This window comes from Staphylospora marina (assembly GCF_003856495.1).
Lineage (GTDB): Bacteria > Bacillota > Bacilli > Thermoactinomycetales > Thermoactinomycetaceae > Staphylospora > Staphylospora marina.
On sequence record NZ_CP034118.1, the window covers coordinates 818,726 to 841,619 of the forward strand.

Annotated in this window: 22 protein-coding genes, 3 tRNA genes, 1 pseudogene and 1 other annotated feature; of the genes and pseudogenes, 23 read left to right on the forward strand and 3 right to left on the reverse strand. The window is 56.6% G+C overall.

The genetic code is table 11. The features are described from left to right. Positions 1-74 precede the first annotated feature (74 nt). From EG886_RS04155 to rplT, 10 genes are all read left to right on the forward strand, one after another. Positions 75-150, forward strand: a tRNA-Phe gene (locus EG886_RS04155). A 7-nt stretch (positions 151-157) separates the two neighbouring features. Further along, a tRNA-Gly gene (locus EG886_RS04160) sits at positions 158-232 on the forward strand. A 12-nt stretch (positions 233-244) separates the two neighbouring features. Continuing rightward, positions 245-333 (forward strand) — tRNA-Leu (locus EG886_RS04165). A gap of 241 nt (positions 334-574) precedes the next feature. After that, positions 575-1,687, forward strand: a complete 1,113-nt coding sequence (gene mqnC / locus EG886_RS04170; RefSeq protein ID WP_124726961.1) for a cyclic dehypoxanthinyl futalosine synthase — start codon at positions 575-577, stop codon at positions 1,685-1,687. A gap of 122 nt (positions 1,688-1,809) precedes the next feature. Next, positions 1,810-2,445 (forward strand): metal-dependent hydrolase, encoded by a 636-nt coding sequence (locus tag EG886_RS04175; RefSeq protein WP_124726962.1) that lies wholly within the window; start codon positions 1,810-1,812, stop codon positions 2,443-2,445. A 74-nt stretch (positions 2,446-2,519) separates the two neighbouring features. Next, a complete protein-coding gene (gene ytxC / locus EG886_RS04180) occupies positions 2,520-3,428 on the forward strand; it encodes a putative sporulation protein YtxC (protein WP_124726963.1) in 909 nt (302 codons plus the stop codon). Positions 3,429-3,760: 332 nt separating this feature from the next. Further along, positions 3,761-5,689 (forward strand): threonine--tRNA ligase, encoded by a 1,929-nt coding sequence (gene thrS, locus EG886_RS04185; protein ID WP_124726964.1) that lies wholly within the window; start codon positions 3,761-3,763, stop codon positions 5,687-5,689. 253 nt (positions 5,690-5,942) lie between these two features. Then, a complete protein-coding gene (gene infC / locus EG886_RS04190; RefSeq protein ID WP_124728652.1) occupies positions 5,943-6,437 on the forward strand; it encodes a translation initiation factor IF-3 in 495 nt (164 codons plus the stop codon). A gap of 18 nt (positions 6,438-6,455) precedes the next feature. Continuing rightward, positions 6,456-6,653 (forward strand): 50S ribosomal protein L35, encoded by a 198-nt coding sequence (gene rpmI, locus EG886_RS04195; protein WP_124726965.1) that lies wholly within the window; start codon positions 6,456-6,458, stop codon positions 6,651-6,653. Positions 6,654-6,695: 42 nt separating this feature from the next. Further along, positions 6,696-7,046 (forward strand): 50S ribosomal protein L20, encoded by a 351-nt coding sequence (gene rplT, locus EG886_RS04200; protein WP_124726966.1) that lies wholly within the window; start codon positions 6,696-6,698, stop codon positions 7,044-7,046. A gap of 56 nt (positions 7,047-7,102) precedes the next feature. Here rplT and EG886_RS04205 read toward each other — a convergent pair whose 3' ends face one another. After that, positions 7,103-8,713, reverse strand: a complete 1,611-nt coding sequence (locus tag EG886_RS04205; protein WP_124726967.1) for an MDR family MFS transporter — start codon at positions 8,711-8,713, stop codon at positions 7,103-7,105. 45 nt (positions 8,714-8,758) lie between these two features. Beyond that, positions 8,759-9,175: a MarR family winged helix-turn-helix transcriptional regulator gene (locus EG886_RS13660; protein ID WP_164491643.1), complete on the reverse strand. Its 417-nt coding sequence runs from the start codon at positions 9,173-9,175 to the stop codon at positions 8,759-8,761. 308 nt (positions 9,176-9,483) lie between these two features. Between EG886_RS13660 and EG886_RS04215 the strand changes: the two genes are divergently transcribed. The 3 genes from EG886_RS04215 (at position 9,484) to EG886_RS04225 (ending at position 10,883) form a co-directional block, all read left to right on the forward strand. Then, on the forward strand, positions 9,484-10,170 hold the full coding sequence (locus tag EG886_RS04215; RefSeq protein ID WP_124726969.1) for a DsbA family protein: 687 nt from the start codon (positions 9,484-9,486) through the stop codon (positions 10,168-10,170). Then, positions 10,167-10,607 (forward strand): disulfide oxidoreductase, encoded by a 441-nt coding sequence (locus EG886_RS04220; protein WP_124726970.1) that lies wholly within the window; start codon positions 10,167-10,169, stop codon positions 10,605-10,607. Before EG886_RS04215 ends, EG886_RS04220 begins: the two co-directional genes overlap by 4 nt. A gap of 123 nt (positions 10,608-10,730) precedes the next feature. After that, the gene (locus tag EG886_RS04225) at positions 10,731-10,883 is read left to right on the forward strand and encodes a sporulation protein YjcZ (RefSeq protein ID WP_241154367.1); all 153 of its coding nucleotides are present in this window, start codon (positions 10,731-10,733) and stop codon (positions 10,881-10,883) included. A gap of 55 nt (positions 10,884-10,938) precedes the next feature. On the opposite strand, the gene sspI is transcribed toward EG886_RS04225, so the two are convergent. Next, positions 10,939-11,157 carry a small acid-soluble spore protein SspI gene (gene sspI, locus EG886_RS04230; RefSeq protein ID WP_124726971.1) on the reverse strand — a complete coding sequence of 73 codons (219 nt, stop codon included), beginning with the start codon at positions 11,155-11,157 and terminating at the stop codon, positions 10,939-10,941. Between the two features lie 111 nt (positions 11,158-11,268). Between sspI and EG886_RS04235 the strand changes: the two genes are divergently transcribed. The 10 genes and pseudogenes from EG886_RS04235 (at position 11,269) to EG886_RS04275 (ending at position 22,886) form a co-directional block, all read left to right on the forward strand. Beyond that, positions 11,269-11,937, forward strand: a complete 669-nt coding sequence (locus tag EG886_RS04235) for a potassium channel family protein (RefSeq protein ID WP_124726972.1) — start codon at positions 11,269-11,271, stop codon at positions 11,935-11,937. Next, on the forward strand, positions 11,927-12,745 hold the full coding sequence (locus EG886_RS04240; RefSeq protein ID WP_124726973.1) for a TrmH family RNA methyltransferase: 819 nt from the start codon (positions 11,927-11,929) through the stop codon (positions 12,743-12,745). The genes EG886_RS04235 and EG886_RS04240 overlap by 11 nt, the downstream gene beginning before the upstream one ends. Before the next feature lie 89 nt (positions 12,746-12,834). Beyond that, positions 12,835-13,075: a binding site (T-box leader), on the forward strand. A gap of 47 nt (positions 13,076-13,122) precedes the next feature. Next, positions 13,123-14,124 (forward strand): phenylalanine--tRNA ligase subunit alpha, encoded by a 1,002-nt coding sequence (pheS, locus tag EG886_RS04245; RefSeq protein ID WP_124726974.1) that lies wholly within the window; start codon positions 13,123-13,125, stop codon positions 14,122-14,124. Positions 14,125-14,141: 17 nt separating this feature from the next. Then, entirely contained in the window at positions 14,142-16,562 is a 2,421-nt protein-coding gene (gene pheT, locus EG886_RS04250) for a phenylalanine--tRNA ligase subunit beta (protein ID WP_124726975.1), read from the forward strand. A 102-nt stretch (positions 16,563-16,664) separates the two neighbouring features. Beyond that, positions 16,665-16,913, forward strand: a complete 249-nt coding sequence (gene zapA / locus EG886_RS04255) for a cell division protein ZapA (protein ID WP_420894156.1) — start codon at positions 16,665-16,667, stop codon at positions 16,911-16,913. Positions 16,914-16,929: 16 nt separating this feature from the next. Further along, a complete protein-coding gene (locus EG886_RS04260; protein WP_164491644.1) occupies positions 16,930-17,457 on the forward strand; it encodes a CvpA family protein in 528 nt (175 codons plus the stop codon). A 96-nt stretch (positions 17,458-17,553) separates the two neighbouring features. Beyond that, positions 17,554-19,284 carry a DNA polymerase/3'-5' exonuclease PolX gene (polX, locus tag EG886_RS04265; protein WP_206425341.1) on the forward strand — a complete coding sequence of 577 codons (1,731 nt, stop codon included), beginning with the start codon at positions 17,554-17,556 and terminating at the stop codon, positions 19,282-19,284. A gap of 227 nt (positions 19,285-19,511) precedes the next feature. Then, a pseudogene (locus tag EG886_RS13925) lies at positions 19,512-19,616 on the forward strand (peptidoglycan-binding domain-containing protein); the annotation flags it as partial. Between the two features lie 24 nt (positions 19,617-19,640). Beyond that, positions 19,641-20,363, forward strand: coding sequence for a spore cortex-lytic enzyme (gene sleB / locus EG886_RS04270; RefSeq protein WP_124728655.1), 723 nt, complete (start codon positions 19,641-19,643; stop codon positions 20,361-20,363). A 162-nt stretch (positions 20,364-20,525) separates the two neighbouring features. Further along, on the forward strand, positions 20,526-22,886 hold the full coding sequence (locus EG886_RS04275; protein WP_124726978.1) for an endonuclease MutS2: 2,361 nt from the start codon (positions 20,526-20,528) through the stop codon (positions 22,884-22,886). Positions 22,887-22,894 lie beyond the last annotated feature (8 nt).

The window sequence follows — 22,894 nt, forward strand, 5'->3', positions numbered from 1 at the left end:
CATGAAAAAAATGCTTGCTTTTGTCCATGGATCCATGTTATAATCCTCATTGTCAGTCGCGATAATTACATAACGGTTCGGTAGCTCAGTCGGTAGAGCAGAGGACTGAAAATCCTCGTGTCGGCGGTTCGATTCCGTCCCGAACCACCATTTTCTTGCGGAAGTGGCTCAGTGGTAGAGCACCGCCTTGCCAAGGCGGGGGTCGCGGGTTCGAATCCCGTCTTCCGCTCCATTTTTTATATTTGCCGGGGTGGCGAAACAGGCAGACGCACAGGACTTAAAATCCTGGGGTAGGTTTCTACCGTGTCGGTTCGAGTCCGACCCTCGGCACCAGGGGAGCACACAGTTGGAGACCATGTTGGAATGAGAGATTCCGGCCGGACATTCGGCCGGTTTTTTCGTTTCGGGGATCCTCGCCGTCGTGCCCGCTCCGGCATTTCCGGGAGATTTCGCGTCCGGTGCCGGTTTCCGCGGCGAAAAGGCGGGATTCTCTTCAAGACATGCCGAGCGGTTTGTGATAGGATAAACTTGACGATATCCCCGACTAGAAGCGGATCAGAGGAGGAATCGCCCCATGTCCAAGATCGACGCCATTCTGGACCGGGCGCTCGCCGGTGAGCGACTTGGTTTCGAAGACGGAGTGGCCCTCTGGGAGAGCGATGAAATCGAAAAACTCGGTTGGGCGGCCAACCGTCTGATGCTGAAGCTTCACCCGGAACCCGTCACGACTTTCGTGATCGGCCGGAACATCAACTATACGAACATTTGCGACACCTATTGCCGTTTTTGTGCCTTCTACCGGGCTCCCGGTTCGAAGGAAGGTTACGTCCTTCCGGATGAAGTGATTTACCGAAAGATCCAGGAAACCGTGGACGTGGGCGGCACGGAAATTCTGATGCAAGGGGGAACCAACCCCGATCTTCCCCTTGAGTATTACACCCGTTTGCTGCGGGGAATCAAGGAACGGTTCCCGTCCATTCACATCCATTCCTTTTCCCCCGCGGAAGTGATGAAGATCAAGGAAGTCTCCGGCTTGTCCCTTTCGGAAGTGATCCGGGAACTGAAAGAAGCGGGGCTGGATTCGCTGCCCGGCGGCGGGGCGGAGATTCTGGACGATGAGATTCGACGCAAGATCAGCCGCCTGAAAGGTTCCTGGAGAGACTGGATGGACGTGATGCAGGAAGCGCATCGCCAAAACATGCATACCACGGCCACCATGGTGATCGGCTTCGGTGAAACCGTCGAGCATCGTGTGAAACACTTGCTTCGCGTCCGTGAAGCACAAGATGAAACCGGGGGTTTCCTCGCCTTCATCGTGTGGACGTTCCAACCGGACAACACGAATCTGAAGCGTGAGAAATTGCCGCCCGAAGAATATCTGAAAGCCGTTGCCGTTTCCCGCATCATGTTGGACAACATCCCCAATTTGCAATCTTCCTGGGTGACGATGGGGCCCGAGATCGGGAAGCTGTCTCTCCGATACGGATGCAACGACTTCGGCAGCACGATGATTGAGGAGAATGTGGTTTCCGCCGCGGGAACCACTCACAAAGTGAACACCAACATGATATTGCGGTTGATCCGTGAAGCCGGAAAAATCCCCGCTCAGCGCAACACCCGGTATGAGATTCTCCGGGTGTTCCGTGAAGGTGAAACCGTGAGCAACGACTTTGTGATGCAAAACTGAACAGCCGTTTGTGAAGCACCCCTTTCGGCCACCTCGCCCGGCAGGGGTGTTTTTGTGTTACAATCAACAATGGAAACATGTTGCATTGATATGGCATCATTATTCATCTTGGAGGAGACAGCATGGAAGGAAGAAGCCATTTTGCCATCGGACTGGCCACCGGCGTGGGGTTGGCCGTTTCATCCGGCAGTGTTGACGATGTGGGCATGATGGCACTCACCATCGTGACCGCCAGCGTGGCGTCGCTGTTGCCGGACATCGACGAGGACGGCAGTCTCATCAACAACTTTTTGTTTCCTTCTCTCAACCGGAAATTCCGGTCTTTTGCTTTGGCTTCTCTCGGTGTGGTTGCCATACTCCTGTATTTTCTCAAAAGCCTTCCTCTCTGGGTATTGCTTGCGGGAGTGTTTGCCGCGGGGGTCGCGTACGTTCCCCATCGCAGCGTGACGCATTCCTTGCTTGCCACGGCTTACGTGACTTGGACCGTCTACCTGATTTCACCTTCCCTGGCCAAGGCGGCCGCCGTGGGTTATCTTTCTCATTTGCTGGCTGACGCACTCACCCGTGCGGGTGTACCATTCTTTTGGCCGTGGATGAAAAAATTCAATTTCTCCGGGATCGGCATCCAAATCAAAAGCGGTGGCAGCGAAGACAAGCTGATCGGAAACATTGCGGGAATCTTGTCGGCGATCGGGTTTGTCTGGTTGATCGGACAAATCATCCATGCCGAAGCCGTTTCCGCCGGATGGTTGCCGTGAAACTCCGGGTGTATACCCCTTTGAGGCGGCCCATATACTAGGATGGAACCGATGAGCGAGAGAGGGGGAAAACGGTGGCTTATCTCATTTCGATCGATGCCGCCGATCCATCCAAAGCGATCCGCCTCAGGGCCTGCCTGCAGGAAATGCTCGCCGAATTCGGGAAAAACGGGCGGGAGTGTCGGATGCATGAGTGGCATACGGGGGATCGGAAGTTGTTCTCCTGTTGCGTGTACGGGGGAGTGCGGGTGGATCGTGAACTTCGCCACAAGCTTGCCGGAACGCTGGCCGACTATGTGTGCGAAAATCTGGAACCGGAGATCGTCCGGGAATTGATTCGGGAACACTATCCCTATTATCAGGGAACGGAAGCAAGGGCGATCGAAGAGTATGTGTTCCGCCTCCTGGAATCAAGTGCCTGGGAGAGCGACCGGGTGGTTTACCGAAGCAGAAAAGACAAATTGACCCGACAAATCCTGCGATTGCTGCGGGGAAGCCGGTCTTTGGCCGTGGACGGCTTTGTCCGGTTCCGAATGAAAACGTACCGTACGGCCCTTGTTTCCTGTGTCCACGACGGAGTTCGGGAATATGAGCTGGATCTGGAATACCAGGAATTCATCCGCTTGCTTCGTCGCTTTCTCTCCCTGCAACCTCCCCGTGTGCCGCTGGTTCATCTGATCCATGAGCGGAAGGGATGTTTCCGGCTGGTCCATTCGGACGGAACACCGCTTGAATGGAACGAACCCGTGGACAGTCTCCCCGAACTGACGAATTCCAAGGAAGATGCTCTGGTGGGGACGCTTTTGGCCGTCGCGCCGGAGCGCCTTGTGATTCATTCCGCCAACCCTTCGGAAAACGTCATCCGCACCTTGATTCAGATTTTCCGGGGAAGAATCATGGTGTGTGACGGGTGCAGCCAGTGTGGGCTGGATCGGATTTTCCGCTCCGGGGAACTTGACGAAATCACCGCTCCGGACGTATAATACATTCAAATTTTTCTTGGCAATGGCGAAGATGGGGACACGGATCCTTTTCCATGGTACCAGAGAGCGGCGGCCACCGGCTGAAAGCCCCGCACCCGCTGGAAACGGGATTCACCACCCCGGAGCAGCAAAGGGGAACGTCCGACGGGACCAGTATCCTTTGCCGGTTTGCACACCGTTATCGGTGCATGAGAGGGTTGCGTCGCCGGGAATGTTCCCGATCGGAAGGCGACCGACCGAAGAAGGGTGGAACCACGACGCAGGCAACGCTCGTCCCTTTGCGGGACGGGCGTTTTTTGGTTGACCAGAAATTCGGAGAAGGAGTGGGATGCATGAGTTTGTCGGTCAAATTGCCTGACGGATCCGTCAGGGAGTATGACGGTCCGGTGACGGTTCGCGACGTGGCGGCTTCGATCAGCTCCGGACTTTTGAAAAAAGCCGTCGCGGGAATGGTGGATGGAAAAACGGTGGATCTGTCCGCGGAGGTTCCGGACGGTGCGGAAGTGCGGATTCTGACGCTCGATGATCCCGAAGGACTTGAGGTGTACAGACACAGCGCCGCCCACGTGCTGGCTCAGGCGCTGAAGCGTCTGTGGCCGGACGTCAAGCTCGGCATCGGTCCGGTGATTGATGACGGCTTTTACTACGACGTCGATCTGCCGGTTCGTCTCTCTCCGGAAGACTTGCCGAAAATCGAGGAAGAGATGAACCGGATCATCAAGGAAGATCATTCCATCGTCCGCAAGGTGGTTTCCAGGGAGGAGGCCATCCGTTTGTACGAAGAGGTGGGAGATCATCTGAAACTGGAGCTGATCCGCGATCTGCCGGAAGATGAAACGATCACCGTTTATGAACAGGGAGAATTCTTCGACCTGTGCCGCGGTCCGCATCTTCCTTCGACGGGCCGGTTGAAGGCGTTCAAGCTGATGAGCGTGGCGGGAGCGTATTGGCGCGGGGATTCAAAGAACCAGATGCTGCAGCGCATTTACGGCACGGCGTGGCCGAAGAAATCCCAGCTGGATGAATATCTCGTCCGCCTTGAAGAAGCAAAGCAGCGCGATCACCGGAAACTGGGCAAAGAGCTGAAAATTTTCTCCCTCTCGCCGGAGGTGGGACAGGGGCTTCCGCTGTGGTTGCCGAACGGTTCAGCCGTTCGTCGGGTGATCGAGCGGTACATCGTCGATCTGGAAGAACGCCTCGGTTACAATCACGTCTACACGCCCCACCTGGCGAGTGTGGAGTTGTACAAGATCTCCGGTCACTGGGATCATTACAAGGATGACATGTATCCTTCCATGAAAATGGACAATGAAGAATTGGTGCTCCGTCCGATGAACTGCCCGCATCACATGATGATCTACAAGAGCGAACTGAGAAGCTACCGGAATCTCCCGGTACGGATCGCCGAGTTGGGAACCATGCACCGTTATGAGATGTCAGGGGCGCTGACGGGTCTGCACCGGGTGCGTTCCATGACCCTGAACGATGCGCATATCTTCTGCCGGCCCGACCAGATCCAGTCGGAGTTCACCAAAGTGGTCCGCCTCATCCAGCGGGTGTACGAGGACTTCGGCATCAAAGATTTCTGGTATCGCCTGTCCTTCCGCGACCCGGCGGACAAGGAGAAATACGTCCAGAATGACCGGATGTGGGAAATGGCTCAGGAGATGCTGAAAAACGCCATGGACGAACTGGGGCTTCCGTACGTGGTGGCCGAAGGGGAAGCCGCTTTCTACGGTCCGAAACTGGACGTGCAGATTCAGACCGCTTTGGGCAAGGACGAAACCCTTTCCACGATCCAGCTGGATTTCCATCTGCCCAACCGGTTTGAGCTGGAATACATCGGAGAGGACGGGCAACCGCATCGTCCGGTCGTGATTCACCGCGGAATCGTCGGAACGATGGAACGCTTTGTCGCTTTCCTGTTGGAGTACTACAAAGGGGCGTTGCCGGTTTGGCTCGCTCCGGTTCAGGCCCGCGTCCTGACCATCTCCGAATCCTACGGCGAATATGCGGAGCAAGTGGTGGAGCGTCTCCAGGAGGCCGGAATTCGCGCCGAACTGGACAACCGCAACGAGAAAATCGGCTACAAGATCCGCCAGGCCCAGCTGCAGAAGATTCCTTACATGCTTGTGGTCGGGGAGAAGGAGAAAGAAACCGGCACCGTGGCCGTGCGGCACCGTTCGGAGGGCGACCGGGGAGCGAAGCCGGTGCAGGAAGTGATCAGACAAATCCTCGACGATGTCGAGACCAAGAAATGACAGCGATTCGCTTGACATCCCATGGTTTCTCATGGTAAGATCAAACGGACATCAAGCAGAAGCGCCCGCTTCTCACCTGAACGACGCCTTCGGGTTGTTGACAGGTTCTCCGGTTGTGATGCCAATTTCCCGATTTGTGTTGAGCGAATTGCAGGCTGAAGACGGGAACCGTGGTGTGGGCGCAGACGCGTCCACACCTTTTTCTTTTACTATATTTTGGAGGTGGCAGGTTATCAGCAGAGAACAGCAACACCTGATTAACGAGCAAATTCGCGCGCGCGAAGTACGCTTGATCGGTCCGGACGGATCCCAGCTCGGCATCAAGCCTTTGCGCGAAGCGTTGCAGATGGCCCGGGATGCCAATCTGGATCTGGTGAACGTCGCTCCCCATGCAAAGCCGCCGGTTTGCCGCATCATGGATTACGGCAAGTTCCGTTACGAGCAGAGCAAGAAGGAAAAGGAAGCGCGCAGAAACCAGAAGGTCGTCCAGATCAAGGAGATTCGTCTGAGCCCGTCCATCGAGGAGAACGACATTCAGACGAAACTCAGGAACGTACGCAAGTTCCTTGAAAAGGGCGACAAGGTGAAGCTGTCCATTCGGTTCCGCGGACGGGAGATCACCCACCAGGATATCGGTCGTCGCATTCTCGAGCGGATTGCCGCCGATGTGAAGGAACTGTCCGAAGTCGAGCGTCAGCCGAAGCTTGAGGGCCGCCAGATGATCATGATCCTGACACCGAAACAGTAGTCGGAGGAGGAAATTCACATGCCGAAAATGAAGACGAAACGCGCTGCAGCCAAGCGCTTCAAGAAAACCGGTACCGGCAAAATCAAACGCCGTCATGCCTTCAAAAACCACTTGCTGGAGGGCAAAACTTCCAAGCGCAAACGTCGCCTGTCCGGCAGTGCCATCGTGCATTCCGGTGACGTGAAACGCATCAAGGACCTGATCTCCTACATGTAATTTCGTGACGAGACAGTGTGTTAACTTCAGGAGGGATTCGCAGTGAGAGTTAAAGGTGGTTACGTGACTCGCCGTCGCCGCAAAAAAATCCTGAAACTGGCGAAGGGCTACTTCGGTTCCAAACATCGTCTGTTCCGGACCGCGAAACAGCAAGTGATGAAGTCGCTGATGTATGCGTACCGTGACCGTCGTCAGCGCAAACGCGACTTCCGCAAACTTTGGATCGCCCGGATCAATGCGGCTGCCCGCATCAACGGCATGTCCTACAGCCGTTTCATGCATGGTCTGAAACGGGCCGGCGTGGACATCAACCGCAAAATGCTCGCCGAACTGGCCGTGACCGATGCCAAGGCTTTCGCCGATCTGGTGTCCGTCGCCAAGAACGCGAAGTAATCGCATCACATAAAAAACCCGTACGGTTTATCCGTACGGGTTTTTTTATGGTTGTTTCAGGAAACGACTTCGACCGACGCGTTTTCCTCTTCCCGGGAGGTGTCGGCGTCATCCCGGTTGGTGGTCTTCAGCGGCACTTCGCGGACCAAGAAAGACAAAACCGTGGCCGCCAATACCAGGAAACAACCGATCAGGAACACATCATGCAGGGAGGCAGCCATCGCCTCTTTGAACAACTGAATCATCTTGTCAAACAGCTGCACCGCGGGTTCGGGAAGAGATTCCCGGATTTTTTCCAGCTCGGCATGATTCATGAGCACATTCGGGTCCTGGATGGCCGGAGTCTGGATGGCGCCGGCAGAGCGGTTGGCCGAAAGATGGGCCATTTTCTCCTGCAATTGGGACTGCATGGAGGAGCCCATGATGTAACCCATGACGGAAACTCCGATCGTTCCTCCCAATTGCCGGAACAGCTGGACCGCGGAAGTGGCCACTCCCAGATGACGGTGTTCCACCGCATTTTGCACGGTCAGGGTGAACACGGGAAAGCTGGTGCCGAGACCGAGTCCCACCACCGTCAAGGGGAGAATGACCTCCAGGTTTTCCGCATCGACGGGGAGACGGGTCAACAGAAACATGCCTGCCGCCATGACGAAGAGACCGATGATCGCCATTCGTTTGTATTTGCCGGTTCGGGTCATCCATTGTCCCGCGAAAATACTGGCAATCACCATGCCCAGCGTGAGCGGCATCGTCAGCAAACTGGAAGCGGTCGCCGATTTGCCCATGACACCCTGAATGAAGAACGGAGCGTACATGATGGTTCCGAACATGCCCATGCCGGTCAGGAAGTTGACCACATTGGACAGGGTGAACACGGAGTTTTTGAACATGCCGAGCGGAAGCACCGGACTGGCCGCTTTTCTTTCGACCAGAAGAAACAGCACCAGGGAAAGGGCAGCTGCGCCGAACAGTCCCAGAATCATGGCGGAATCCCAGGCATATTCCTTTCCGGCCCAGGAGAAAGCGAGCAGAATGGGGACGATCACCGAAGTGAGCAGCACCGATCCGGCGATGTCCACGCTTCCTTCTTCCGTGTTCCGGATCCCCGGGAAGAGTTTCCAGATCAACACCCATGCCACGATTCCGAACGGCAGGAAGATCCAGAAACACCAGTGCCAATCGAAATGATCCACGATATACCCGCCGATTGTGGGGCCGATGATGCTGGAAAAGCCGAAGATGCCGCTCATGATCCCCTGCCAGCGACCGCGCTGCCGGGGAGGGAACAGGTCACCCACGGCCGCGAAGGCGGTGGACATGATCACGCCGCCCCCGAGTCCCTGCAGTCCGCGCCAGATGATCAGCTGGATGATGTCCTTGGAGGTGCCGCACAGGAAAGATCCGAGAATGAAGATGCACAGCCCGATGAGCAAAAGCGGCTTGCGGCCGAAAATGTCGGACAGTTTTCCGGCGAGGATGGCCGTCACGCTGGAGGTCAGCATGTAGATGGTGAAAACCCATTGAAAGTAATCCATGCCGTTGAGTTTGGAGATGATGATGGGCATGATGTTGCCGATAATGGTTTGATTGAGTGCCGCAAACAGCATGGAAGCCATGATCGCCATCATGATGGCGGTTTTCTGTTTGGATGTGAGATGTTCCACGTGTAAGACCCCGTTTCGTTCAAGTCTGTCGGATTGGTGTACGTATCAGCGAAGCTTGTGCAGCAAATCGCACAGCTTTCGAAGGTCCCCGTCGCTCAGGGGCTCAAATCTCTCCAACAAGTATTTCCGCTTTTTTTCGGACAGCTCTTCGACCAATGCCCGTCCCTGTTCCGTCAGATGGAGTTCGACCACCCGTTTGTCCGATTGGGAGCGGATGCGCTGCACCAGTCGTTTTTTGACCAGTTGATCGACCACGTGGGTGATGTGGCTGACGGACACTTCAAATTCCTGAGCGATTTCCGTGACGATTCTGGGGCTCTTCCGTGCAAGAAGCTTGAGCACGCCGAATTCCGCCCCGTTGATGCGGTCACCGAAAATCACCGACATCTCTTTTCTCATGGTACGCAGGGCCAACCGAAAACATTGCTCCAATTCGGAAATGAGATCCATACGGTCTTGCATGGGCATGGCTCCTTTTGGAACACGTTTATTTAACAAGGTGAAATAAAAGACGGGATTTATTATACCGTTTTGCACAAGATCAGGCAATCGGCAGAAAGACTTGGAAGAGGCGATCGATCCGGCCCTTTCCCGCGGATCATGATCTTCCGAACGGATCTTCCTTTCGAACACGATTCCCGGCAAGACCGGGGGTTTCCCGGACGGGGTGAGTCGCTCTTGCGGGGCGAGGCACTTGTCAAAGACATCATTGCGAATATAGAAATTTTGTGTCGCTTCCTGTAACATGAGAAAGGAGGAGTGAGGAAACGATGACCCCCAAGAAGAAAAAATCTTCAATCTTTGACATGCAGACGTTGATTGTTTTGACGTTGGTCCTGTTCGTCGGGTTGGGAGTGTACGCGATCTTTCAGTCCGTCGGTCAAACGGGTGAGACGGATGCTCCCCCGCTGACCGGTGTGGATCCTTCCGCCCATCCCACGATCGGACAGGCTTCCGCTCCCGTGAAACTGGTGGAATTCGGCGACTTCAAGTGCCCCGCGTGCAAAATGTTCCATGATTCGATCTGGCCGGTGATCAAAAAAGAATACATTGATACCGGAAAAGCTCAGATGACGTTTGTCAATTTCCAGTTCATCGGACCGGATTCGATCACGGCGGGCATGGCGGGTGAGGCCGTATACAGGCAAAATCCCGACGCATTCTGGAAATTCTACGAGGCCGTGTACGCCAATCAGGGTGAGGAAAGCAAGCAATGGGCCACTCCCGAATTCCTGACCGACCTGATCCGGAAACACGTTCCGGAAGTGGACGCGGACAAGGTGGCGCAAGATCTTGCCGCCAAGACTCATGAAAAAGACGTGTTGGATGACAATCGACTCGCACAGAAAAATCAAATCGACGGTGTTCCGGCGGTGTATGTGAACGGCAAAAAGGTGAACGGGCTCGATCTGAACGAATTGAAAGCCGCGATTGAGAAAGAGTTGAACGGAAAATGACCGATACCCGTCCGGAGAATGAGGGAACCCTGTTTGAACGAGCAGGGGTGTATCTGGCTTGGGTGACCGCTTTGGCGGCCACCGGAGGCAGTCTGTATTTCAGTGAAATCCTGGGCTTCATTCCGTGTTCGCTCTGCTGGGTTCAACGCATTTTCATGTACCCCCTGGCCATTGTGCTGGGGATCGCTGCGTACCGCCGGGACCGCTCCATCATCCCGTATGCGTTGCCGCTGTCGGTGATCGGTGGCTGTGTTTCGCTGTTTCATTATCTGCTGCAGAAGGTTCCGTCGATGGCGTTGACCTTCCCGTGCAGGGTGGGAGTCCCCTGCTCCCAGAATTACATCGACTGGTTCGGTTTCATCACCATTCCTTTTCTCGCATTGACGGCATTCATCATGATCACGGTGTTCCTTTGGCTCGCCCGTGAGCGGGGGTGAAGGAAGACCGGTTCGCCGCCGGCGAAAAAGGGCTCTTGCCCCCGGTGATTGGTCCAACCTTCGTGGCTCACGTCTCCATAGCATGTGGATGGAAGGATCCGGAATTGGAAAGGAGTGGAGTTCGTGAGCAAGGGTCTGGGCTTTGGCGGGTTCGGAGGATTCGGACTTGGATGGATCGCCGTGGCGATCATCATCATCCTGTTGATCTGCTGCTTTGCCTTCTGGGGTTTCTGGGGAGGCGGCTGGTTCGGTCCGGGGTTCGGATTTGGATGGTAAAACCGGTTTGCGGAAAAAACCCGCTCGATTCCCTTGGGAAGAGCGGGCTTTCCTTTTATGACCGGGCAGCGGGAATGTTGTCGTGAAGTGTTTGGATCATCCGGTTTTTGTCGGATTCGGGGCTGTTTTTCCAGATGACCTCAAACAGCACTCCGAGACCGGGAAGGAATTTTTCTTCCCGCTGTTGAATCGAATCGTTCACCAAATTCACCAGATCCTGGCTGTTCATGCCGGTCAGATTGCGGATGACAGCGCCGCGGATGTCGAAATTCATTCGTTCGCCCTCCTTTTTGACATATCTTGCGTGGAAAAAATCCACTTTATCCCCGATGATGGGTTATCCTAGTCCATGTGACATTGCGTCCCTTGCTTTGGAGGTGCAAACGTGAGCAAGACTTTTGCAATCATCGGACTCGGACGTTTCGGAGGGAGCGTGGCGAGAACGCTTCATGCGATGGGCCACGAAGTGCTGGCCATCGACAAGGATCCGGAGAGGGTGCAGGCACTCGCCCAGGAGGTTGCCCATGCCGTCGAGGCGGACACCACAGACGAACATGCCCTCAAGGCACTCGGCATCCGCAATTTCGACGTGGTGGTGGTGGCCATCGGCAATGACATCCAGGCGAGCATCCTGACCACTTTGATTCTGAAGGAAATGGGTGTTTCCAACATTGTGGTCAAGGCGACCAATGAATTGCACGGAAAAGTGTTGATGAAAATCGGTGCGGACAAAGTGGTCTTTCCCGAACGGGACATGGGGGTCCGCCTGGTGCACAGTCTCATTTCCCCCAATATCCTGGAATTCATTGAGTTGTCCGAAGATCATTCGATGGTGGAAATCGTGGCCGGGGAATTTTTCAAGGGCAAAACGCTCCAGCAACTTGACATCCGGCGCCGGTTCGGGTGCAACGTGATGGCCATCAAAAGCGGAGACCGTTTCAACATCGCTCCGTCCGCCAATGATGTGATTCACGAAGGAGACATGCTGGTGGTCATCGGGCACAACCGGGATCTGCAAAAACTTCAGAAGGCGGCTGACGAACATGATGCATGAACCGGCAAGGATTTCTTCACCGCGAAACGAACATGTCAAACGATGGAAAAAATTGCACTCCCGAAAGGGCAGGGAGCGCAACGGCACATTTCTGGCGGAAGGAGAACATCTGGTTCGGGAAGCGTTGGCTGCAAATCTCGGGACGGTGTCGGTCATGGTGCGGAAGGACAAGCTGCCGACATGGAAATCCCTCGCCGAAGAGGCGGCGGCAAAAGGAGCCCGTGTGTACGTGCTGGACGAACCGTTGTTCGACGGAATTGCCGAAACGGAGAACCCGCAGGGGATCTCCGCGGAAGTTCGCTTTCCGGTCTGGGATGCGGACCTCTTGATTTCCCGGGAAGGCTCGGGGACGTATCTGCTTTTGGACCGCATTCAGGATCCGGGCAATCTCGGTACCTTGCTCAGAACGGCGCTGGCTGCCGGCGTAAGCGGAGTTTGGCTGGGCAAGGGAACCGTTGACGCGTTCAATGCCAAAGTGCTCCGTTCCGCGATGGGAGCCGTTTTCAGATTGCCTTTGGTGCATGAACCGCTGGATGTGGCCATGAATAAACTCAAGGCTTCCGGCGTGACGGTGGTCACGACGTCCCCCCATGCGGGTCGGTGGCATTTTGACTGTGATTACCCGGAAAAAGTGGCTTTTCTGCTGGGAAATGAAGGACAGGGCGTCGATCCGGAACTGGCCGCGAAAGCGGATGTGGGCGTGAAGATTCCCATGCCGGGAGGAACCGAATCCCTCAATGTCTCCGTGACCGGTGCGGTACTCCTCTACGAACGGGTTCGCCGGATGTATGCGGCACAGGGCGGATGACTCTGGTCAGAGAGACGGCATTTTGGTAAGATGAATGGTAGCCATTCATCCATGCATTGGTTTGATTTGGGAATCATCCATCCATAGCGTCAATTGCGATGAACGGGAGGAGTAAGCAGCTCGTGCCATGACAGGGAGGAGATGCCGCGACTGAGAGCACTCCATGGACCACGGCTGCCGAAGTTCGCCCGGAAGCAGACCCCTGAACGGAAGCATGGCTTCCCGGTAGGGGGATCCGGTACCCGGCCGTTATCGGTGTCGAGTGGGAAAACGCATGACCGCGTGTGTTTTCCAAGAAGGGTGGTACCGCGAAATCTCTTCGTCCCTTTGGGCGCAGGGATTTTTTTATTTTGTTGTTGAGGAAAGGAGAGAACAGGATGCGCGAACGATTGGAAATGTTGAAGCAGGAAGCGGTCGCCGCGATCTCGGAAGCGACCCGTCTTGAAGAGCTCCGGGACATCCGCGTGCGGTATTTGGGGAAAAAGGGAGAGCTGACGTCCGTTCTCCGCGGAATGGGCTCCCTGCCTCCGGAAGAACGTCCGGTGATCGGCGGAGTGGCCAACGAAGTGCGCCAGGTGCTGGAAAGCCGGCTGCAGGAAAAAGAGGCATGGCTGGAAGAAGCGGCCCTGGAGGAGAGATTGGCCTCGGAGCGGATCGACGTCACTTTGCCGGGCATGAATCCGGCAACGGGATCTCTTCATCCGCTCAACCTGGTGTTGGAGCAAATCGAGGACATTTTCACCGGTCTCGGCTTCCAGGTGGCGGAAGGGCCGGAAGTGGAAGTGGACCGGTACAACTTCGAAGCACTCAATCTTCCCAAAGATCATCCGGCGCGTGACATGCAGGATTCGTTCTACATCACCCCGGAAATTCTTCTTCGCACCCATACGTCGCCCGTTCAGGTTCGCGTGATGGAATCGCGGGAAGGAACGGTTCCGATCCGGATCATTTGTCCGGGCAAAGTGTACCGGCGGGACGACGATGATGCGACCCATTCGCACCAATTCACTCAGATCGAGGGGCTCATGGTGGACACCCATGTGTCGATGAGCGAGCTCCACGGCGTGTTGCTGGCGTTCATTGAACAGATGTTCGGTGCGGGAACCGAAATGAGATTGCGCCCGAGTTACTTCCCGTTCACGGAACCGAGCGTTGAGGTGGACATTTTCCATCCGGAAAAGGGCTGGGTGGAAATCTTGGGAGCCGGCATGGTTCATCCCCGCGTGCTGGAAAGAGCGGGATACGATCCGGAGCAGGTGTCGGGCTTTGCGTTCGGCATGGGAGCGGAACGGATCGCCATGCTGAAATACGGCATTGACGACATTCGCCATTTTTACAACAACGACTTGCGCTTCCTGCGCCAGTTTCGGTCCGAGTGAGGAAGGAGTGACGACTCGTGCTGGTATCCTACGAATGGCTTTCCCGTTACGTGGAACTTGAAGGAATTACTCCCGAAGACATTGCGATGGAATTGAACCGGACGGGCATCGAGGTGGAAGTGATCTATACCCGGGACACCGGCGTGTCCGGCGTGGTCATCGGTCAGGTGCTCTCCGTCGAAAAACACCCGGAAGCCGACAAGCTCAAGGTTTGCATGGTGTCGGTCGGCCCGGGGAAAATCCTCCAAATCGTGTGCGGAGCGTCCAACGTGGCTCCGGGCCAACGCGTGCCGGTCGCGCTGGTCGGCGCGAAACTTCCCGGAGGGGTCCACATCAAGAATGCCGTGCTTCGCGGGGTGGAATCCCAGGGCATGATCTGTTCGGCCCGTGAGCTGGGACTGCCGGACAAAGTGATCATGAAGGAGCAGACGGAAGGCATTCTGGTGCTCGGACCGGATGCGCCGATCGGGGGAGACATCAAGGACTACCTCGGCATGAATGACGAAGTGATCGAACTTCAGCTCACGCCCAACCGTTCCGACTGTCTCAGCATGTTCGGCGTGGCTTATGAAGTGGCGGCCATTTTCGACCGGCAGCTCATGTTGCCGGAAGTGAGCCTGTCCGCTCCCGAAGGACCCTCTTCGCCGGTGGAAATCATGATTCAGTCCGAGGACGATTGTCCGTTCTATGCCGCACAGGTGGTGCACGGCATCAAGATCGGCCCTTCCCCGCAATGGATGCAAAACCGGCTCATTTCCGCAGGCATCCGGCCGATCAACAACGTCGTCGACATCACCAACTATGTGATGCTGGAAACGGGGCAACCGCTGCACGCCTTTGACTACGACAAGATTCCGGAAGGCCGGATTGCCGTCCGTCGGGCCGTGAAAGGCGAGACTTTGGTCACGCTGGACGGTCAGCTTCGGGAGTTGGAAGAAGACATGTTGCTGATCACGGACGGTACCCATCCGATTGCGGTCGCCGGCGTGATGGGCGGCGAATCGTCCGAAGTGACGTCGGAAACCGTGTCGGTGCTCATCGAATCCGCCTTCTTCGATCCGGCGATCGTCCGGAGAGGCTCCCGGAAGTTGGGGCTTCGGACGGAAGCGAGCAACCGCTTCGAGAAAGGCGTGGACCCCGAACGGATCGTTCCCGCGCTCGCGCGTGCCGTGGAGCTGATGGAGCAGTTGGCGGGAGGCGTGGCCGGCTCCGAAGTGATGGTGCAAAAAGCGGGTGACGTGGACGATGTGGTAATCCCGCTCAGACATGACCGTTTGGAAAGTCTGATCGGAAATGAGCTGAGTGAGGAAGAGGTACTTGACATTTTCAGACGCCTCCGGTTCACCGTGGAATCCGGGGAAGGTGTCTATCACGTGAAAGTGCCCACCCGCCGTCCGGACGTGACGATGGAGGTCGACTTGATCGAAGAAGTGGCGCGGCTGTACGGGTATGAACGGATCAAGGCTCGTCTTCCCATGGGCATGCAATCCCAAGGCGGATTGACCCGTGAACAAAAGCTGCGCCGGGTGATTCGGCACACGCTCCGTCAGCTGGGCCTCAGCGAAGCGATCACTTACAGCCTCACCTCGGAACCGCTGAACGCCGAAGTGGAGCCGCTGAAATCGTCCCGTCCCATCCGGCTGGCCATGCCGATGAGCCAGGACCGGACGGTGCTGAGGACCGGACTGGTGCCGTCACTCATCCAGGCGGCGTCGTACAACCGCAACCACGGCAACGGCCGGGTGGCTCTGTTTGAGATGGGCAAAACCTATCATTCCGCGGAAGAAGTGCTGACGGTTCTCCCGGATGAGCGCTGGGAATTGGCCGCTCTGATCGACGGCAAACCCGATCCCTCCGTCTGGAAGCAAGCATCCGTCGAAGGGCACGGATTCTACCGGCTGAAAGGAATTTTGGAATCCCTGTTCACCCGTCTCGGCATCAGCGGGGTTCGGTATGAGGTGGCCGCGCCGAACGGATTCCATCCCGGTCGCACCGCCGTCATCCTCATCGAAAATGAAGTCGTCGGCATGATCGGGCAACTTCATCCGAAACTGGCGGCCAAGCATGATCTGGAAGAGCCGGTCGTGTTCCAGCTGGATCTCGCCACGCTCATCACCGCCGTCCCCGATCAGGCCCGGTATGTGGCGATTCCCCGATATCCGGCCGTCACCCGGGACTTGGCGGTGGTGGTGGATCAGGATGTCCCCGCCGGCGATCTCGAAGCAGGAATCCGGAAAGTGGCCGGAGAATTACTCGAATCCGTAGCACTTTTCGACGTGTTTTCCGGAGAGAGAATCGGGGAAGGAAAGAAAAGTGTGGCGTTCTCTCTCGTATACCGGGCAAAAGACCGTACGTTGACGGATGAGGAAGTTCAGGAAGTGCATGACCGGATGGTCCGGCATCTGGAGGAAGAATACGGGGCCATGCTGAGACAGTGACGAGAAACACCGGCGCACTTCCGCCTGCGAAAGCCGCGCCGGTGTTCTTCCCCCGCTTTCTTCCATCCAACCCTTCACATCCGGGTGAAGGAGGCGGTGAACGTGAAAAACCGACTGACGGTGGAAATTTACGGACAGCAGTACCAGCTTGCCGGCAAAGCCAGTCCCGGCCACATGAGACAGGTGGCCAGTCATGTCGATGAAAAAATGAGACAGATTGCCGACAAGCATCCCCGGTTGGATACCACAAGGTTGGCCGTTCTGTCGGCGGTGAACATCGCCGATGATTATTTGAGACTGAAGCAACAACACGATGAGATCCTCCACCTCATCGAGGATGAAGAGCCGTGAGGGGAGACCGTTGATCATGCTGGATCTGATCCTTCTGTTTTTGCTTGCCGGTTCGGTGCTGCACGGACTCCGGACGGGGCTGGTTCAACAGGCCGTGTCTCTGGTCGCTTGGCTGGCCGCCGCATGGGGAGCCTGGCAGTTCAGCGATGAACTGACACCGGTGATCTCCGGCGCATGGCCGCTGGATGATGTGGGGAGGAGCGGATGGATGTCACTCCTTCCCGTGGAACAGATCCTGCATTCCACCATGGCTTTCATCGTTTTGTTTTTCGGAATCCGGTTTCTGTTTTTGCTCGCCGCTCCGATCCTGAACCTGGTGGCCGATCTTCCGCTGATTTCCTGGGTCAACCGGCTCGGCGGGGCCGGTTTGTCGCTGCTGAAGTTCGTGCTGGTGACCGTGATTGCCGTTCATCTGCTGCATGTGCTCCCTTGGGAAGCGGGAAACGAAGCGGTAAGCGGTTCTTTGATTGCCGACATGGTGCTGGATTGGACTCCGGATTTGAAGGACGGGCTGATCAACCTGCTGTGGAACCAAGCGGGTTGAGAGGCCCGCTCTTTGGAAGTGCCGTTCAGGACATTCACACCCCCGGGAGGGGGTTTTTCTTTTTGAGGGGAATACTGCGTTCGGAGGGATCAGGCAGTGAATAATCCGGGCATTGCCGGCATGTTGCATCAGCTGGCGGATTATCTGGAGATTGAAGGAGAGAACCCGTTCAGGGTGAATGCGTGGCGTCGGGCGGCCCGCGCGGTGGAAAACAGTCGCATTCCCGTGGTCGACATGTTGGATCGATTGGAAAATCTTCCGGGGGTGGGCAAAGGAACCGCGGCGGTGATCAGGGAAATGGCAACCACCGGAACGGCACAGGTCCTGGAGGATCTGAAGCGGCGCATTCCCCCGGGATTGCCCGTCCTGCTCGGCATTCCCGGTTTGGGGCCCAAATCACTCCATCTGCTTCACCGGGAACTGGGAATTTCCGACCTGCGGGATCTGGTTCAGGCGGCGGAAGAGGGGAAGATCCGGAATCTGCCGGGATTCGGGGTCAAGAAAGAACAAAAACTTCTCGAGGCCATCCGGAAACTGGGAAGCCGACCGAACCGCCGCCTGTTGGCGGAGGCCCGTCAATTGGCCGATGTCGTGCTGCGCAAGTTGGCCGGGCATCCCGCCGTCGTTCGGATCGAACCTGCCGGGAGTTTGAGACGGGGAAAAGAGACGGTGAAGGATCTCGACTTCGTGGTGGCCACCGAACATCCGAAAGAAGCGGGAGAAGCGATTTTGGCCGTTTCCGAGGTGAAGGAAGTGACGGCAAAGGGGGACACGAAGATCACGGTCGAACTGGAAGCGGACGGAATCCGGATGTCCGCCGATTTCCGTCTCGTGGCTCCCGAGAAGTTTGCGTCGGCATGGCTGCATTTCACCGGCTCTGCCGCCCACAACGTGAGAATCCGGCAACGGGCGAAAGAACTCGGATGGAAGGTGAGCGAATACGGAATTTCGGACGACCGGTCCGGGGAGGAGCGGACGTTTGCATCCGAAGAGGCATTTTACCGGGCGCTCGGTCTTCCGTATATCGAACCCGAACTGCGGGAGGATCAGGGTGAATTCGAAGCGGCCGAACAAAACGGATTGCCGGACTTGATCCGTCCCGATGATGTCCGTGGAGACTTGCACATGCATACCGTCTGGAGCGACGGTGCGGAAACCGTGTACGAAATGGCCGTGGCGGCGCGGGAGAGAGGATACGAGTACATCGCCGTGACCGATCATTCCCGGTCGCTCCGCGTGGCTTACGGACTTTCCGTGGACGAACTCATGAAGCAATGGGAAGAGATCGATCGGGTCAATCGGGAGTTGGAAGGCATCACCGTGCTGAAAGGAGCGGAAGTGGACATTCTTGCGGACGGATCGTTGGACTATCCGGATGAGATCCTGGAGCGGCTCGACGTGGTGATCGCCTCGGTGCACAGCCGGCTCGGACTCGATGAAGAAACGATGACCGATCGGATCCTTCGCGCGATAAAGCATCCATATGTTCACATCATCGGTCATCCGACGGGGCGGCTGTTGGGCAGAAGGGATCCCTGCAAGCTCGATCTCGACAGGCTGTTCAGGACGGCGGCGGACACCGGCACCATCCTCGAACTGAATGCGGATCCCCGAAGGTTGGATCTCGGTGATCAACTTCTTCGCCGCGCGTGTGAGGAATACGGGACTCTCTTTGTCATCTCCAGCGACGCACATTCCTCTGCCGGATTGGACCGCATGGCATACGGAGTGATCACCGCGCGTCGGGCTTGGTTGGAAAAACGGAACGTTCTCAACACGCTTCCGTTGGCTGAACTTCGAAAGAGGCTGCGCAAAGGAAGACCCTGACCTCCATTTCAGAATACTTCTCTCTCGTTACGGCATAATAACCACAAATGCCGAATGGGAAAGGAACGTGCCTTTTGATGAACAGGAGGATTTTGACGGGTCTGACTGCATTCGTTTTGACGTTGATTTCCGTGCTTCCCTGGCCTTCCCAGGCGAGGATCGTACATGGGGCCGCGGGGGAACGGACGGCCGCCGCATCCTTCGGTCCTCAAACCCTTCGCCAGGGCATGCGCGGCAAAGATGTCGTGGAGCTTCAAGGGCGTTTGAAGTTGCTCGGCTTTTACACCGGGCCTGTTGACGGTGTGTTCGGCAACCGCACCTATCTGGCCGTTCGACTGTTTCAATACCGGTTCGGAATGAAAGTGGACGGGGTGGTGGGGCCCAAAACCAAACTCAAACTGTGGCAGGCCACCAAACACTGGCGGCCCGAGATGACCCCCAAAGCCAAAGTGCTGAAGGTGGGATCACGGGGCGGAGATGTCTATGACCTGCAGGGAAGACTGAAATTTCTCGGGTTTTATACCGGGCCTGTCGACGGTGCGTATGGCAACCGCACCTATCTGGCCGTTCGACTGTTCCAGTATCGGTTCGGAATGAAAGTGGACGGAGTGGCCGGGCCGGCCACACTGGAAAAATTGCGCGCCGCAACCCGGAATTATCGCCCGCCTTCTCAGTCGGCTCCCCAATCCCGCACCGCTTCTTTGCCGCGCTCGTCCTACGGTTTGAAGCAATCGGACATTGACTTGTTGGCACGTTGCGTGTATGCCGAGGGACGGGGGGAACCGTACGTCGGGCAGGTGGCCATTGCCGCCGTGGTGCTGAACCGGCTTGAAAGCGACAAGTTTCCGGACACCATCCCCGGGATCATCTTTCAGCCGTTGGCCTTTGAAGCGGTGGCGGACGGACAGATCTGGATGACCCCGAATGAAACGGCCCGCAAAGCGGTCAGGGACGCATTGGCCGGATGGGATCCCTCCGGTGGAGCCCTGTTCTATTTCAATCCGGAAAGAGCCACGTCCAAATGGATTTGGTCCCGGCCTCAGATCAAGCGCATCGGCAAACACATTTTCACGCGATGATCCCGAACCGGTGAGGATGACGCGAAGGTTTCGGAATTCATGGAGCTTCGGGCATTTTGTCCCGTCGCCCCCGCTTCTTGTGCGGGGGTTTTTTGTTCCGGTTTCTCCGCATGGACCATGGTATAATAAAAAATGATTTTCGCAAAAAGAGGAGATGTCGGCGTGGAGCAGTGGACGCTGAACACATTGGAATATCATCAAGTGGTGGAACTGGTCAAACACAGGGCTTCCTCCGAACCGGGCAGAGAGTGGCTTGACGGATTGGTGCCTTCCGATGATCCGGAGGAAGTGAAACGGCGTCTTCAGGCTGTCGCCGAAGGAATGGATGTGCTTCGGCTCAAAGGAGAAGTTCCGCTTTCCGGGATTCGAGACATCCGAACGGCTCTCAAACGTGCGGAATTGGGTGGAATGCTGGATGAAGCCGATTGTCTGGATGTGGCTTCCACCGTTTCCGCGGGCCGCAAAGTGAAATCCCTGATGAAGAGAATTGCGGAGGAACAGGCTTCGCTCCCGCTGTTGCGGGATCTTGTCGGGGGAATCGAAAGCCTGGACAAACTGGAGCAGGCGCTGACGGAAGCGATCGATGAAAACGGAACCGTCCGGGATCAAGCCAGCCCGGAGCTGCATGCGATCCGTCGTCAACTGGACCGCGTCCGTCGTGACATCCAGGAAACGCTCCAACGGATGATTCGGGATCCGCGCATCGTGAAGATGTTGCAAGAGCCGATCATTACCCAGCGTCAGGATCGGTATTGCCTGCCCGTCAAGCAGGAATACCGGGCGTCGTTCGGCGGGATCGTGCATGACCAGTCTTCTTCCGGAGCCACGTTGTTCATCGAACCCCAATCGGTGGTCCTGTTGAACAACCGGCTTCGTGAACTGGAGCTGGCCGAGCGCAAAGAGGTGGAAAAGGTGCTGGCCCGGCTGACCTCCCTGGTGTCGGACGAAACCGAACCTCTCCGGGAGAACCTGCGGCGATTGGCGGAACTCGACGCGGTGATGGCCAAGGCCCGTTTCGGATCAGACTTCAACGGAGTGTGCCCGGACGTTTCCGACCGCATGGAACTTCGATTGAAAAAAGCGCGCCATCCGCTGATTCCCCGCGATCGGGTGGTACCGATTGACGTTGAAATGGGAACCCGTTGGAGGGCCATCATCATCACCGGGCCCAACACCGGGGGGAAGACGGTCACGCTGAAAACAATCGGTCTGTTTGCCCTGATGACGCAATCGGGGATTCCGATTCCCGCCGATGAGGGGAGCATGTTGCCGGTTTACTCCGGAGTTCTTGCGGACATCGGGGATGAACAAAGCATTGAGCAAAATCTGAGCACGTTTTCCGGTCACATGAAAAACATCATCCGCATCATCGAACGGCTGGACGAGCGAAGTCTGGTCATGTTCGACGAATTGGGAGCCGGTACGGACCCGACCGAAGGAGCCGCATTGGCCATCGCCATTTTGGAACATGCGATCGCCCGGGGCAGTTCCGTGGTGGCCACGACCCACTACAGCGAATTGAAAGAGTTTGCGCATACCCATCCCCAAGCGGTCAACGCCAGTGTGGAATTTGACGAGGAAACCCTCCGGCCCACATATCGTCTGCTCGTCGGAGTGCCGGGGCGGAGCAACGCGTTTGCCATCGCGTCACGTCTTGGACTTTCCACGGACATCATCAACGCGGCCAAATCCCGGATCTCCGCGGATGAACAGCGTTTGGAGGAAATGATCGCGTCACTGGGCGAAGAACGGCGCCTCGCCGAAGAGGAACGCCGGAACATGGAACAGCTTCGCAGGGAAGCGGAGCGTTGGCATGAAGAACTTGAGAAAAAGCGACTTTCCTGGGAAGAGGAAAAAGAGAAAATGCGGGAAAAAGCCAGGCAAGAAGCGCGCGCCATCGTGCAAAAAGCCCGCAGGGAAGCGGAAGAAGTGCTCAAAGAGCTTCGGGAGTGGGCACGACAAAAGCCGCAGGATCTCAAGGAACACCAACTGACGGAAGCGAAAAAACGGTTGGAAGAGGCGATTCCCTCTTGGGAGAAGAATCGTGCGAACGCCCGTGCGACCGCTGCCGACACGAACATTTCCGTGGGAGATGAAGTGCGGGTTCTGACCGTCAATCAGAAAGGAACCGTGGTGGAGGCGCTTCCCGGAGACGAATTCCAGGTTCAGATCGGTGTGCTGAAAATGAAAGTTCACCGGGACCGGCTCGAAAAGCTGAAACAGCCCAAAAAAAGGACGGAGCCCAAAGGATCCACATCGATCCACCGAACGGGACCGTCCGTTCGCCCGGAGCTGGATCTGCGCGGGATGATGGTCGACGAAGCCATTCCGGAAATTGACCGGTATCTGGATCAGGCGATTTTGTCCGGATACAAACAGGTTCACCTGATTCACGGAAAGGGAACGGGAGCGCTCAGAGCGGGCGTGCAGGAATTCCTGCGGCGCCACCGGGCGGTCAAATCTTACCGCTTGGGGGCACACGGGGAAGGAGGAAGCGGCGTCACCGTCGTGGAACTTCGGTAAGCTCCAAG